At 71.3% G+C, this 13,364-nt stretch carries 15 protein-coding genes; 8 read left to right on the top strand and 7 right to left on the bottom strand.

Features of this window, described 5'->3' with window-relative positions; genetic code table 11:
• Nucleotides 1–84 precede the first annotated feature (84 nt).
• Nucleotides 85–1,083 carry an anion permease gene (locus tag ACFVH5_RS31370; protein ID WP_385837096.1) on the bottom strand — a complete coding sequence of 333 codons (999 nt, stop codon included), beginning with the start codon at nt 1,081–1,083 and terminating at the stop codon, nt 85–87.
• 7 nt (nt 1,084–1,090) lie between these two features.
• Nucleotides 1,091–1,711, bottom strand: a complete 621-nt coding sequence (locus ACFVH5_RS31365; RefSeq protein WP_107015224.1) for a DUF47 domain-containing protein — start codon at nt 1,709–1,711, stop codon at nt 1,091–1,093.
• A 203-nt stretch (nt 1,712–1,914) separates the two neighbouring features.
• Between ACFVH5_RS31365 and ACFVH5_RS31360 the strand changes: the two genes are divergently transcribed.
• On the top strand, nt 1,915–2,292 hold the full coding sequence (locus tag ACFVH5_RS31360; protein WP_381834114.1) for a metal-sensitive transcriptional regulator: 378 nt from the start codon (nt 1,915–1,917) through the stop codon (nt 2,290–2,292).
• A gap of 382 nt (nt 2,293–2,674) precedes the next feature.
• Here the strand turns inward: ACFVH5_RS31360 and ACFVH5_RS31355 are convergent, their stop codons facing one another.
• Both ACFVH5_RS31355 and ACFVH5_RS31350 read right to left on the bottom strand, forming a co-directional pair.
• Nucleotides 2,675–2,869: a hypothetical protein gene (locus ACFVH5_RS31355; protein WP_385837095.1), complete on the bottom strand. Its 195-nt coding sequence runs from the start codon at nt 2,867–2,869 to the stop codon at nt 2,675–2,677.
• A gap of 100 nt (nt 2,870–2,969) precedes the next feature.
• Nucleotides 2,970–3,809 (bottom strand): hypothetical protein, encoded by an 840-nt coding sequence (locus ACFVH5_RS31350; protein ID WP_385837094.1) that lies wholly within the window; start codon nt 3,807–3,809, stop codon nt 2,970–2,972.
• A gap of 93 nt (nt 3,810–3,902) precedes the next feature.
• Here ACFVH5_RS31350 and ACFVH5_RS31345 point away from each other — a divergent pair, with 93 nt between their 5' ends.
• Nucleotides 3,903–4,106 (top strand): hypothetical protein, encoded by a 204-nt coding sequence (locus ACFVH5_RS31345; protein ID WP_384813626.1) that lies wholly within the window; start codon nt 3,903–3,905, stop codon nt 4,104–4,106.
• A gap of 128 nt (nt 4,107–4,234) precedes the next feature.
• On the opposite strand, the gene ACFVH5_RS31340 is transcribed toward ACFVH5_RS31345, so the two are convergent.
• The 3 genes from ACFVH5_RS31340 to ACFVH5_RS31330 are packed head-to-tail and all read right to left on the bottom strand — an operon-like array spanning nt 4,235 to nt 7,964.
• Entirely contained in the window at nt 4,235–4,681 is a 447-nt protein-coding gene (locus tag ACFVH5_RS31340) for an NUDIX hydrolase (protein ID WP_385837093.1), read from the bottom strand.
• A 15-nt stretch (nt 4,682–4,696) separates the two neighbouring features.
• Nucleotides 4,697–5,752, bottom strand: coding sequence for a CHAD domain-containing protein (locus ACFVH5_RS31335; protein ID WP_385837092.1), 1,056 nt, complete (start codon nt 5,750–5,752; stop codon nt 4,697–4,699).
• Nucleotides 5,733–7,964 (bottom strand): RNA degradosome polyphosphate kinase, encoded by a 2,232-nt coding sequence (locus ACFVH5_RS31330; protein WP_385837091.1) that lies wholly within the window; start codon nt 7,962–7,964, stop codon nt 5,733–5,735. The genes ACFVH5_RS31335 and ACFVH5_RS31330 overlap by 20 nt, the downstream gene beginning before the upstream one ends.
• Before the next feature lie 613 nt (nt 7,965–8,577).
• On the opposite strand from ACFVH5_RS31330, the gene ACFVH5_RS31325 reads away from it, so the two are divergent.
• The 6 genes from ACFVH5_RS31325 to ACFVH5_RS31300 all read left to right on the top strand — a co-directional run bounded on the left by ACFVH5_RS31325 (nt 8,578) and on the right by ACFVH5_RS31300 (nt 13,349).
• Nucleotides 8,578–9,120, top strand: coding sequence for an RNA polymerase sigma factor (locus ACFVH5_RS31325; protein WP_189771615.1), 543 nt, complete (start codon nt 8,578–8,580; stop codon nt 9,118–9,120).
• Nucleotides 9,121–9,158: 38 nt separating this feature from the next.
• Nucleotides 9,159–10,028, top strand: a complete 870-nt coding sequence (locus ACFVH5_RS31320; protein WP_384813641.1) for a zf-HC2 domain-containing protein — start codon at nt 9,159–9,161, stop codon at nt 10,026–10,028.
• Entirely contained in the window at nt 10,028–10,198 is a 171-nt protein-coding gene (locus ACFVH5_RS31315; RefSeq protein ID WP_385837090.1) for a hypothetical protein, read from the top strand. The genes ACFVH5_RS31320 and ACFVH5_RS31315 overlap by 1 nt, the downstream gene beginning before the upstream one ends.
• Before the next feature lie 69 nt (nt 10,199–10,267).
• Nucleotides 10,268–11,170 carry an ABC transporter ATP-binding protein gene (locus ACFVH5_RS31310; protein WP_385837089.1) on the top strand — a complete coding sequence of 301 codons (903 nt, stop codon included), beginning with the start codon at nt 10,268–10,270 and terminating at the stop codon, nt 11,168–11,170.
• Complete coding sequence (locus tag ACFVH5_RS31305) at nt 11,167–12,696, top strand: ABC transporter permease (protein ID WP_385837088.1); 1,530 nt, start codon at nt 11,167–11,169, stop codon at nt 12,694–12,696. Before ACFVH5_RS31310 ends, ACFVH5_RS31305 begins: the two co-directional genes overlap by 4 nt.
• 5 nt (nt 12,697–12,701) lie before the next feature.
• Complete coding sequence (locus tag ACFVH5_RS31300) at nt 12,702–13,349, top strand: ABC transporter (protein ID WP_385837087.1); 648 nt, start codon at nt 12,702–12,704, stop codon at nt 13,347–13,349.
• The last annotated feature ends 15 nt before the right edge of the window (nt 13,350–13,364 follow it).

Genomic DNA, 13,364 nt, shown 5'->3' with positions numbered 1-13,364 from the left:
TTTGAGGACCGGGGGGTTCGGGGGCAGCGCCCCCGAGTCAGTGACGGGAAGGGTAGGGGCGGCGGGGGCGGAAAAAAGGGGGGCTTACAGGAACGTCACGTCCACGAGCCAGAAGCTGGTGGCCGCTACCAGCGCCGCCGCCGGCATCGTGATGAACCAGCCGAGGATGATGTTCTTGGCGACACCCCACCGCACCGCGTTCACCCGCTTCGTCGCCCCCACACCCATGATCGCGGACGTGATGACATGCGTCGTCGAGATCGGCGCGTGGAAGATGAACGCCGTCGTGAACATCAGCGACGCACCCGTGGTCTCCGCCGCGAACCCCTGCGGAGGATCGAGCTCGATGATCTTCCGCCCGAGCGTACGCATGATGCGCCACCCACCGGCGTACGTACCCAGCGACAGCATCACCGCGCACGCGATCTTGACCCAGACCGGAATCGGGTCGCCCGCTTCCTCGACGTCCGAGATGACCAGGGCCATCACCACGATGCCCATCGTCTTCTGGGCGTCTTGGAGGCCGTGGCCCAGCGCCATACCGGCCGCCGACACGGTCTGCGCGATACGGAAACCGCGCTTCGCCTTGTGCGGGTTGGAGCGGCGGAAGAGCCACATGATCGCGCACATCACCAGATAACCGGCGATCAGACCGACGGCCGGGGAGATGAACATCGGGATGACGACCTTCTCCAGGACGCCGGACCAGATGACATCGATGCCGCCGGCGAGCGCCGCGCCCACCATGCCGCCGAACAGCGCGTGGGAGGAGGAGGACGGCAGGCCGAAGTACCAGGTGACGAGGTTCCACACGATCGCGCCCACCAGCGCGGCGAACAGGATCCACATGCCCCTGTTGCCGTGCGGTGTCTCGATCAGGCCTTCGCTGACGGTCTTGGCGACCCCGCTGCCCATGAAGGCGCCGGCGAGGTTCATCACGGCGGCCATCGCGAGTGCCGCACGCGGCGTCAGCGCGCGCGTGGACACGGACGTGGCGATGGCGTTTGCGGAGTCGTGGAAGCCGTTGGTGTAGGTGAATCCGAGCGCGACACCGATGGTCACGATCAAGGCGAAGGTGTCCATGAAGGGGTCAGGACTCCTTGACCGCGATGGTCTCCACCGTGTTGGCCACGTGCTCGAACGCGTCGGCGGCCTCTTCGAGGACGTCCACGATCTGCTTGAGCTTCAGCACCTCGATGGCCTCGTACTTGCCGTTGAAGAGCATCGCCAGCAGCTTGCGGTGGATCTGGTCGGCCTGGTTCTCCAGACGGTTGACCTCGATCCAGTACTCGGTGAGGTTGTCCATCGTGCGCAGGTTCGGCATCGCCTCGGCGGTCAGCTCCGCCGCCCGGGCCAGTACCTCGATCTGCTGCTCGACGCCCTTGGGCAGTTCCTCCACGTTGTAGAGGACGACCAGGTCGACGGCCTCCTCCATGAAGTCCATGATGTCGTCGAGGGACGAGGCGAGGTTGTAGATGTCCTCGCGGTCGAACGGCGTGATGAACGAGGAGTTCAGCTGGTGGAAGATCGCGTGCGTTGCGTCGTCACCGGCGTGTTCCGCGGCCCGCATACGCTCTGCGATCTCGGCTCGGCCGGACGAGTCCGCCCCGAGCAGTTCCATCAGGAGCTTGGAGCCCGTGACGATGTTGTCCGCGGAAGCGGCAAACATGTCGTAGAAGCTCGTCTCCCTGGGGGTCAGACGAAATCGCACGTGGGGTCCTCGGATTGCTTCGGTGTCGGTCAGGCTGATGCTAGGCGCATCATCCGGCCACGGCTAACCGGCCGCCCCCCAGTGTCGCCCATCGGGCACAGTGATCAGCACGGGGTCCCGCGAGGGCATCTGCCAAGGGCCCTATACCCAGCAAAGTTCGTTACGATATACCCGGTAGGGGTATCAGTCAGCAGGAGGACGCGATGACGACCACCGAGGCCGGCGCCACGGCGCCCTCCGGGGAGACCGGTGCGGCGGGAGCCGGCGCCGCGGAGATCGTGACCGACCACGATCGCGGGATCCACGGCTACCACAAGCAGAAGGACGAGCACCTCAAGCGGCTGCGGCGGATCGAGGGGCAGGTGCGGGGGCTGCAGCGGATGGTCGACGAGGACGTCTACTGCATCGACATACTCACGCAGGTCTCCGCCTCCACGAAGGCGTTGCAGTCGTTCGCACTGCAGCTTCTGGAGGAGCATCTTCGGCACTGTGTCGCTGACGCGGCGGTCAAGGGGGGTGCCGAGATCGACGCGAAGGTGGAGGAGGCGACCAAGGCGATCGCCCGGCTGTTGCGCACGTGAGCCCTGGCCGGGCGGGGGCCGGAAACGATTGCGGTGGCCCCGCCGGCCGTCATGGCGAAAAGACTGCGCAGTTCCCCGCGCCCTTGAGTGACGGCGGGCTGCGGTGGTCCTCGCGGCCGTCATGGCGAAAAGACTGCGCCGTTCCCCGCGCCCCTGGGGGCGAAGGCCTGCGCTGTCCCCGCGCCTTTGAGCGACGATGGGCTGCGGTGGCCCCGCCGGCCGTCATGGCGAAAAGACTGCGCAGTTCCCCGTGTCCCTGAGTGAGGGCGGCTTGCGGTGGTCCTCGCGGCGGTCAAGGCGAAAAGATTGCGCCGTTCCCCGCGCCCCTGGGGGGGCGAAGGCCTGCGCCGTTCCCCGCGCCCCTGGTGGGGGGCGGGGATTGTTAGTTGGGTGGGGGGTCCTGGCGTTGGTGGGGGAAGCGTTCTTCGGTCACCTTGAGGACCTCGTCGATCTGGTCGGGGCTGAGGCGGTCCTCGCGGGCCGCCGAGGCCGCGATGATCAGGTCGCCGCACAGCTCGATCTCGGCCAGGGCCACGTGGTCCTGAACTGCCGTACCGCGCGCCGGAGCCACGTGCATCACCTCTTCCTGCCGTTACCGACTTCCTAGAGTAGGGAGCGGTCCACGGACAGCGCATGGCACCAACGGACCATTTCCGGCCCCGCCCACCACCGTTCCCTCACTCGGCGATCCGCCCGGCGAAGATGTCCTTCGTCTTCGGCAGGCGTACGTCGACCGCGGCCCCGAAGTCGTACAGGAGCGTCGTGGAGGACACCGCCACCGTGTCCTTCTGCTGCCCGTTCACGAAGCTGAACCGGTGGCGGACCTTGCGGATACGCCCCTGGTCGTCGAGGTACACGTCGAAGGGGACCGTCGCCGTGGCGAAGCCTTTCGCCGCCGCCCGCAGCGCCTCCCGGTTGCCCGCCGAGGCATCGCGCGCGGCCACCGTGAGGTCGGCGGTACCCCGGTAGTGCCGTACGGCCGTGCCCGCCACCGACGTCCTGCCCAGGTACGTCGCCGTGCGCGCCCCCCGCAGCAGTTCCGCGGCGGCGAACGGATCGGTCGCACCGCCCGTGACCAGGTTCCCGTCGGAGAGCGTGGCCGTGTCGACGCGTACCCACTTGTCGGCGGGCACGCCCGCGCCGCGGTTCTTCATGTAGAGAGCGCCCGGTGCGAGCAGCTCGGTGATGGGGCGGTGGCCGTCGGCCCCGGCCGGGTCCTGCGGGAGGAGTACCTTCAGCCGGCCCACCTGGCCCGCGAAGTCGTAGACACCCTCGCCGCGGATGGTCACGCGGGTGCCGCCGGTCGCCATCTCCATGGACGTACGCGCCTTGGACGTACCGGCGCTGACCAGGTGCGCGGCGGCTCCGTGGAGCACCTCGACGGGGTCCTCGGCGGTCCGGGCGTCGTCGGAGGCGGTCCCGCCGCCCGCGCATCCGGTGGCGCAGAGCAGTAGCCCCGTCGCCGCGGCGGCCAGGGCGACCGCTCCGTCAGCTCGTTTTCGCTGCCGCTCCACCATCGCCTGCTACCCCCAGCCGGGACGTCCTTGGGCGGGCCTCGTTGTCGTTCCGCTTAACGACCGGTGAGGGGTGTTGTCACGCGGGCGCCGGGCATGGGGAAGCGTTTACCAAGCATCGGTACGGTGGGGCGCGTGGCGCAGCAGGAAGAGATCACTCCCCTGGAACACCGGACGACGACGGTCGAGCAAGGCCCTTTCTGCCTGGCTCGATGCACCTGCGGCTGGCGAGGCCCGGCGAGAAGAGCCCGGAGCCTGGCCCGCACGGACGCCGAGAACCACACGTCCGACCCCAACTGAAACCGCCCGCTTTCCAGGGGCGCGGGGAACTGCGCGACCAGCCACGACGCACCCGCGGCCGAACACGCACCGACAGCCGCACACCCCCACCCCTACCAGCCGCACGCAGCTGCAACCCGCACGCAGTGCTAGACGCGCCGCAGGACCGCCAGCAGCTCGTCCACCAGCTCCCGGTCCCGTACCTGCGTAACCCTCGTACGGGCCTCCGCAGGCGAAAGCCACAGCACGCGATCCACCTCACGGTTGGGCACGAACGCACCGCCCGTCTCCTCGGCGGCCCAGTAACTGACCTGCTTGGGCCGGTCATTGGCCACGTAGTGGAGGGTCGTCAGGCGCGGACCGGGCGCACACCGGTGCCCGGTCTCCTCCTCGACCTCGCGCAGCGCCGCGGCCAGCGTGTCCTCGCCGGACTTCAGTTTGCCCTTCGGGTGCGACCAGTCGTCGTACTTCGGCCGGTGGACCAGGCAGATCTGCAGTTCGCCGTCGGCCGGTGAGCGGCGCCACAGGACGCAGCCCGCCGCGAGTACGGGGTTTCCGTTCGAGTGCACTGGGCCTCCGATCGCGAGTTCCGGCATCCGTCGGTCACACCGTCACGGAGTGCCGACGGTCTCCCTCATCCAGGCCCGCTGGAACGTGAACCTGGCCGCTTCCACTTCGTGCCGCTGGTCGGCGTGGAGCACCCCGAGCGCGTACGCCGTCGCCGGTGCGATCCGCGGGGTGCGGGCCGCCGAGGCCGCCGCCGCGGCGGCCTCCGCCGCGTCGCGATGCCGGTCCAGGGCCTTGCCCGCGTTCAACAGGCGGACGTCGAGGAGGACTTCGTCGCCGAACAGGACCTCGCGCGCATAGCGGTGCAGGCGCAGCAGGAGGCGTACCTGGTGCCAGGGGGCGTCCTGGGGCTGCGGGGCCGTGTCGGCGGAGAGGCCGTGGACGAGGGCCTCCGAGTTGTAGGGGTGGCCCGCGGTGATCAGGGGCAGTCCGGTGACGGCGTCGCAGAGGCGGTCCTCCGCGGCGGCGGCCAGCGGCTTGAGCCCGGCGGAAGCCGTGGTGGCCGCGCCGGCCGTCGTGGCCGTCGTCGCGGCCGCGGTGAGCGGGACCTCGCTGGCCAGTACGGCGACGTTGTCGGCGACGGCGTGGAAGCGGCTGGAGCCCAGGGCCTGGAGCGCGGCCGAGTGGGCGCGGGTCCGGGCGAGGGTCAGCTGGCGTTCCAGGAGGGCGCCCGCCTTGGCCGCGCCGACGGTCAGCTGGCTCTTCTCCTGCCGTACGTCGGAGGTGGTCTGCGAGGGGAACGCCGCCGATCCGGACAGCCGGTGCAGGGCCGCGAGCAGCCGCTCCTGGCGGGCGCCGTACGCGTGTTCGCGGGCCAGGGTCCCCGAGAGCCAGGCCAGTTCGGGTCGCATGGCCTCCGACCAGCCCTCGTCGAGCAGGGGCCGGAAGGTGTGCAGGGTGCCGCTGATGCGGCGGGCCGAGCGGCGCAGGGCGCGCGCCGCGTCCACGGCCTCCTTCGAGCCGTTGGCCGCCGCCGCGCCACCGGTCTCCCGGTGCTGGCGCAGCGCGCGGAGGAATTCCGTGGCCTGGGCCCGGAGGTATGCCGCGAGGGCGTCCCCGGCCACGGGTCCGGCCGTCGGGTCAAGGTGTTGCTGTGCCACGCCGGCGCCTCCGGGCGTCTATGAGCATCTCCTGGACGTTGCGCAGGGGCTGGCCCTCGGCATCGGTCGCGTGCCGGGTCCATTCGCCGTCGGGGCCGAGGTGCCAGGAGGAAGTGGTGTCGGACATGCCGGTCTCGAACAGCCGGTTGAGGGCCGACCGGTGGGCCGGGTCGGTGATTCTCACCAGGGCTTCGATACGCCGGTCGAGGTTGCGGTGCATCATGTCGGCGCTGCCTATCCACACCTCGGGCTCGCCGCCGTTGCCGAAGCCGAACACCCGGGAGTGTTCGAGGAAGCGGCCGAGGACGGACCGTACGCGGATGTTCTCGGACAGGCCCGTGACTCCGGGCCGTACCGCGCAGATTCCGCGGACCCAGATGTCGACCGGCACGCCGGCCTGGGAGGCGCGGTAGAGCGAGTCGATGAGCGCTTCGTCCACCATCGAGTTGACCTTGATGCGGACATGGGCGGGACGCCCGGCACGGTGGTGCTGGACCTCCTTGTTGATGCGCGCTATCAGGCCGTCGCGCAGGGATTTGGGCGCGACGAGCAGACGGCGGTAGGTCTCGCGGCGGGAGTAGCCGGAGAGCCGGTTGAAGAGGTCGGAGAGGTCCGCGCCCACCTGTGGGTCGGCGGTCAGGAGTCCCAGGTCCTCGTACAGGCGGGCGGTCTTGGGGTGGTAGTTGCCCGTGCCGACGTGGCTGTAGCGGCGCAGGGTGTCGCCCTCCTGGCGCACCACGAGCGACAGCTTGCAGTGGGTCTTGAGGCCGACGAGGCCGTAGACCACGTGGCAGCCCGACTCCTCCAGTTTGCGGGCCCACTTGATGTTGGCCTGCTCGTCGAAGCGTGCCTTGATCTCGACGAGGACGAGGACCTGCTTGCCGGCCTCGGCGGCGTCGATGAGGGCGTCGACGATGGGGGAGTCGCCCGAGGTCCGGTACAGGGTCTGCTTGATGGCCAGCACGTCCGGGTCCGCCGCCGCCTGCTCCAGGAACGCCTGGACGGAGGTGGAGAACGAGTCGTACGGGTGGTGCAGCAGGACGTCGCGTTCGCGCAGGGCGGCGAAGATGTCGGGCGCGGACGCCGACTCGACCTCGGCGAGGTCGCGGTGGGTGCCCGCGATGAACTTCGGGAACTTCAGCTCGGGCCGGTCCAGGGCGCCGATGCCGAAGAGGCCGGTGAGGTCCAGGGGGCCGGGGAGCGGATAGACCTCCGCCTCGGAGATCTTCAGTTCCCTGACCAGCAGGTCCAGTACGTACCGGTCGATGGACTCCTCGACCTCCAGGCGCACCGGCGGGCCGAAGCGGCGCCGCATGAGTTCCTTCTCCAGGGCCTGGAGGAGGTTCTCGGCGTCGTCCTCCTCGACCTCCAGGTCCTCGTTCCTGGTGAGGCGGAACGTGTGGTGCTCCAGGACCTCCATGCCGGGGAAGAGCTCCTCCAGATGGGCCGCGATGACGTCCTCGATGGGGACGAAGCGGTTCGGGGAGGCCTCCAGGAAGCGGGAGAGCAGCGGCGGCACCTTCACGCGCGCGAAGTGGCGGTGCCCGGAGACCGGGTTGCGCACGACGACCGCGAGGTTCAGGGAGAGACCCGAGATGTACGGGAAGGGGTGCGCCGGGTCGACCGCGAGGGGGGTCAGGACCGGGAAGATCTGGTGGCGGAAGAGCGTGAAGAGGCGCGCCTGCTCCTTCTCGGACAGCTCGCTCCAGCGGACGAGGTGGATGCCCTCCTCCGCGAGCTGCGGCGCCACGTCCTCCTGGTAGCAGGCGGCGTGCCGGGCCATGAGCTCGCGCGAGCGGGCCCAGATCATCTCCAGCACCTCGCGGGGCTGCAGGCCCGAGGCCGAGCGGGTGGCCACGCCGGTGGCGATGCGCCGCTTCAGACCGGCCACCCGGACCATGAAGAACTCGTCCAGGTTGCTCGCGAAGATCGCCAGAAATTTCGCCCGTTCGAGGAGGGGCGTATGGGGATCCTCGGCGAGTTCGAGGACCCGTTCGTTGAACGCGAGCCAACTGCGTTCCCGGTCGAGGAACCGGCCCTGCGGAAGCTGGACGCCGTCCTGCACCAGATCCTCGTACTCGTCGAGGTCGGCGTCGAGGTCGGGCTCCAGGTCGGAGACGTTCGCCGCCACGGTGTGCGGGCGGTGGGCGGCTATGGAACCGACGGACGGCTGCGGGTGCTGGACCTGCGCCTGGGCATTGGGCTGGTTCATGAACCCATTCTTCCGCGCCGGGCCGGAAACAGGCGCGTCGGAGAGAGCGGGCGGAAGCGCCGCGAGGAGGTGCGGGCTTCCGTTCCTCCTCTTCTGGGAGGGCTCGCGCTCCGGCGGAGGCGGGGGCTCGGGCGGGCCGGGGTTCATTGCCCGAGGGTCGCAAGCCTGTCTGAATCACTGGTTACGGCGACATGACGTGCGGGATATCGGGGGGAGGCTCCCCGACGTCTACATGGCGGACGAACATGCCCCGCACCACGCCGGAGGGGCCCCGCGCCGAGGGGCCGCGCCCCGCCAGAGACCGGGGCCGCGCCCCGTCAGGGGCGCGGGGAACTGCGCGACCAGCCACATCGGACCCGCGCATGCGTCCCAGCCCTCACCCCCTCACCCCGTACGGCGTCGAGCGGAGCGGGGCGAACGCGGCGGTGACCGTGAGCCACAGGCCCGGCCGGTACTGATCGCCCGGACGGGTGACCGCGGCCACGGCGGCGACGGCTGCGACAGCGACGCCCGGTGCGTACGCGACGGCGGCGATTCCTAAGGTGAACGAAGGGTTCCGGAACGTTCTCGCGGATGTGTGAACCGATCCGTGGGGCTCGTGCGATGAGGGGGTGTGAGGGAAACGAGAAGCGACGGGGATCTGCTGCGGGCCATCGCGGCGGACGGTGACCGGCGCGCCTTCGAAGAGCTGTACCGGCGGTACGCGCCATGGCTCGGGGCAAGGCTGCGCGGTCGCTGTTCCGACGCGGGGACGGTCGACGAGGTCGTGCAGGAGACGTTTCTCGCGGTGTGGCGCGGCAGCGCCCGCTACCGCGAGGAGGGCGACGTGGCCGGCTGGCTGTGGCGCATCGGCTCGCGGCGGCTCATCGACGCCCTGCGGGGCGACGGCGCCCGGGGCCGGATGCGGCAGGCGCTCGCGCGGCTGCGGCACCGCGAGGAGGTGTCGGCGGAGGAGCGCGTGCTCGCGGGGGTGGAGCACGGGGACCTCGCCGGCGCCCTGGTCCGGCTGTCGCCGGAACTGCGGTCGGTCCTGCAGGCCACGGTCATCGACGGGCTGACCACCCGCGAGGCGGCCGTCCTGCTCGGCATTCCGCCGGGGACGGTCAAGACACGGGCGCTTCGGGCCCGCAAGCAGCTGCGGGAGGAGTTGGCATGAGCGACGGCGACACGAACGAGGTCCGCGATCCGGGCGGAATGACCTGGCACGTCGCGGAGGACGACCTCCGCGCGTATGTGCGGGGCGAGCTGGCGGCCCCGATGCTCTGGTCGGCCGACACGCACCTCATGGCCTGCGCGCACTGCCGGGCGGTCCTCGCCGAGGTGAGCGACCCGGCCCCGCTGGACGCGGGATGGGAGCGGCTCGACGCCGAACTGGACGTGCCGCGAACGGGGCTCCTGGAGTCGCTGCTCGTCCGGGCCGGGGTCGCCGACCACACCGCCCGGCTGCTGGCCGCGACACCGGTGCTGCGCCGGTCGTGGCTGACCGCCCTCGTCGCCGTGCTGTTCTTCACGGTGGTCGCGACCAGTTTCGCCGGGGCGCCCGACAGCCCGGCGCTGTTCCTCGCCCTCGCCCCGCTGCTGCCCCTCGCCGGGGTCGCGCTGTCGTACGGTCCGGTGCTCGACCCGACGTACGAGATGGCCGTGGTGTCGCCGACGCACGGGTTCCGGCTGCTGCTGATCCGCACGGTGCCGGTGCTGGCCGCCGCGCTCGCCCTGAACGGCCTGGCGACGCTCGCGCTTCCCTCGTACGGACTGCGGGCCCTGGCCTGGCTGCTGCCGGCGCTCGCGCTCACCTCGACCGGGCTCGCGCTGACGCCCCGGCTGGGCCCGGTCCTCGCACCGGGTCTGGTCGGCGGCACGTGGATCGCCGTGCTGCTGATCGCGGAGGGGACGACCTCCGAGGGGACCCTCGCGCCCTACACGGTGGCGGGGCAGAGCGTCGCCGCCGCGGTCGCCGTGCTCGCCGCCGGGTTGTTCTACCTGCGCCGCGACCGCTTCGACTCGGCCTCCGCGCACACGCCGTTCGCGGGCTTCACGGGCTACACGGACGGGGGTGCGGCGTGATGTCGGTCGCCTGGCGCAGGCGCTTCAAGCTGCTCGGAGCCGCACTGCTGATGATCGCTTCCCTTCTCTTCAAGGTCCTCTACTTCGCCGTCCTGGTCCTTCTGGCCTTCTCCTCCGGCAAGCGGGGCTCGTCCTCCTCCTCTTCCTCTTCCGGCGGGGACGGCGAGTGAGGGCCCCGCGCCGCCGCACCCGCCCCCTCCTGCCTTCGCTCTCTTCCACGGGATCCACTGGAGTCACGCATGTCTGACCTGTCCTCGGCACGTCCTTCGGTGCCTCTTCCGGTGCCGACGGTGTCCGCCGCCGGGCTGACCCTCCGGTACGGAGGAACGGCCGCCCTCGACGACGTGTCCGTGCGGCTCGGCGAGGGAGTCACCGGGCTGCTCGGGCCCAACGGAGCCGGAAAGACCACCCTGTTGCGGGTGCTGGCCACGGCCGTGCCCCCGGACAAGGGCGCGTTCACGGTGCTCGGCAACGACCCGGGCACCTCGGCAGGCCGGCAGGAGGTGCGGCGCGCGCTCGGCTATCTGCCGCAGGCGCCCGGTTTCCACCCGGACTTCTCGGCCTTCGAGTTCGTCGACTACGTGGCGATCCTGAAGGAGCTGACGGACCGCACCGCCCGCCACCGCGAGGTGCGGCGGGTCCTGGACGCCGTCGCGCTGTCCGACGTACGGAGCAAGCGGATCAAGAAGCTCTCCGGCGGGATGCGCCAGCGGGTCGCGCTGGCCGCCGCCCTCGTCGGCGACCCCGGTTTCCTGGTCCTCGACGAGCCGACCGTCGGCCTCGACCCCGAACAGCGCATGCGGTTCCGGGAGTTGATCGCCCGGGCGGGGGAGGGGCGGACCGTCCTGCTGTCCACCCACCAGACCGAGGACGTCGCGATGCTCTGCCACCGCGTGATCGTCATGGTCCGCGGCCGGATCCGCTTCGAGGGCACCCCCGCCGAACTGACCGCACGGGCGAACGGCCGCGTGTGGAGCAGCACCGAACGCGACCCGGGCGCATGGGCCGGCTGGCGCACGGGCACGGGCTCCTTCCGCAACGTCGGGGAGCCGCCCGAGGGCGCCGACCTCGTCGAACCGACCCTGGAGGACGGCTATCTGCTCACCCTCGACGGGGAGTCCTCGGAGGTGACGGCCGCATGAGCACCGTACTGGAGACACCCGCGCGGACCGCCGGGCCGACGCATCCACCCCGTTCCTGGGCGGCCGTGTTCGCCCTCGCCCGCTTCGAGGCGCGCGAACTGCGGATGAACGTCGCCGTCCTCGCCCTGGCGGTCCTGTACGTGGCCTGGGTCGTCTGGCAGACCACGCAGCACCAGGGCGACTTCCCGATACTCCAGAACGTCGACCGCGAGACGCAGACCATGCCGGTGCTGGTCGGGCTCGTCGTCATGCTCAACGTCAACCGCGCGGTCCTGCGCTCCCTGCGCCGGGACACGGACCGCCACTTCGACGTCCTGGTCGTCGAGCCCTGGCGGCGCACGGTCGCCCATGTGCTGTCCGTCGTCCCGGCGGCCCTGTTCACGGCCGTGTGCGTGGCCGTCCAGTTCACCTGGGCCGCGCTCAAGCCGGGTGCGGCCGGGCACGGTTCGCCCGCCGAACTCGCCGTCGGCCCGCTGGCGGTCCTGCTGTTCGGTGCGCTGGGCGCGCTCTTCGCCCGGCTCTTCCGTTCCGTGTTCGCCGCGCCGGTGTTCCTCGTCCTCCTGCTCTTCGCGCAGGTCTTCGTGGCGGCTCCGACCGGCGCCGACTGGACGAACTGGCTGGGCGTGGCCGTCACCGAGAGCGGCCCCAACCCGCTCCCCTCCGACCTGCTGAACCGCCCCGCCGCCTGGCACGCCCTGTACCTCGCCGGGCTCGTCCTGTTCGCCGCTCTGCTCGCGGTACTGGTGAGCGGCGGGCGCACGACGGTCGTCAAGGCGGCCGTCGCGGGGTCGCTCGCCCTCACGGTGGTGGGCGCGGTCGGCCAGTCCGGCGGCACGCCGACCGGGTCGACACCGGCCCGCGAGGCGGCGTCGGTCACCCCGGAGAAGATCCGTGAGTGCGTCGCGCACGGCAAGTCCTCGTACTGCGCCTTCCCCGAGTGGACGGACCGCACCGCCGACTGGGCCGCCGTGGTCGACCGCGTCCAGAACCTCGCGGGCGGCAGGGCCGGCGCCGAGCGGCTGACCGTGGAACAGCGCCTCGACGCCCGCTACGGGCTGACGGCCGACACCGTGATCTCCCCGTCCACCGCACCCGGCCACGTGAGCGTCGGCACGGAGTGGGACGGCAACCGCGTCCCCGAGTTCGCCGTCGCCGTCGCGTCGGTGCTGGTGGCGGGCGACGAGAAGGCGGGCACCGAGCTCTGCGACGCCCGCGTGGTGACGGTCATGTGGCTGGCACTGGGCGGCGATTCCGACCCGCTGTCCGCGCTGCGCAACGTCCGCCTCGACGACAGCGACGAAGGCTCCGCCATCGTCCTGTCACCCACCGAACCCACCAGCATGAGCGCCGAACAGACCCGCATCGTCGTGGAGTTGCTCAAGAAGCCGCGTTACGACGTCGCCGGCAAGGTGAAGGCCAAGTGGACGGAGCTGACCTCGCCCAGGACGTCGCTGGCGCGGGTGGCGGAGATCCTGGACGTGCCGGCCGCGGGCAAGGCGACGGACGGTGACGCATGCGAGGAGTGACGGCCATGACGCGCGCTCTTCTCCCGCCCGTGTGGCGCGCGCTGCCCCGGCGGGCGCTCGGGGCAGCCGCCGCCGTGGGGCTGCTGCTGGCGGGCGTCCCCCGTATGCGGTCTGGCCCGCCGGACCCGTATCTCGGCCTCTACGCGCTGCGGGCCGCCGCGCTCGTCTTCGCCCTGGGCCTGGCGTTCCTGCTGGACGACCCGGCCCGGCACATCACCTCGGCGGTCCCGGCCCGCCGCCCGGTGCGGGTCGCCCTGCGTGTGGCGCTGGTCGCCCCGTGGGCCGCGCTCTGCTGGACGACGGCCCTGCTCCTCGTACCGGAGGACTCCCGGCCCCCAGCCGGCGCACTCACCCTGGAGGCGGCGGCCACGGCGGTACTGGCCCTCGCCGCGGCGACCCTGGCCATACGCCACACCCGGACCACGGAGCCGGGAGCGGCGATATCGACCTGGCTGCTGGCCACGGGGGTCACGGCGTCCCTCCTGCTCCCGCACGACTGGACTTTGTTCGTCACCCCGGAGGACCCCCGCTGGCAGCCCACCCACGACCACTGGGCTCTGCTGCTGACGGTGGCGGTGCTGGTGGGGGCGGGGGCGACCGCGGAACCTCTACGAGCAAGGCTGCGGCTGCGCCCCCTCAGGGGCGCCCTTTAGGGGCGCGGGGAACTG

Origin of the sequence: Streptomyces sp. NPDC127119, from assembly GCF_042677425.1 — a bacterium.
Taxonomy (GTDB): Bacteria; Actinomycetota; Actinomycetes; order Streptomycetales; family Streptomycetaceae; genus Streptomyces.
Note: the sequence above shows the minus strand (reverse complement) of the source record. Positions and strands in the feature narration are given on the sequence as shown.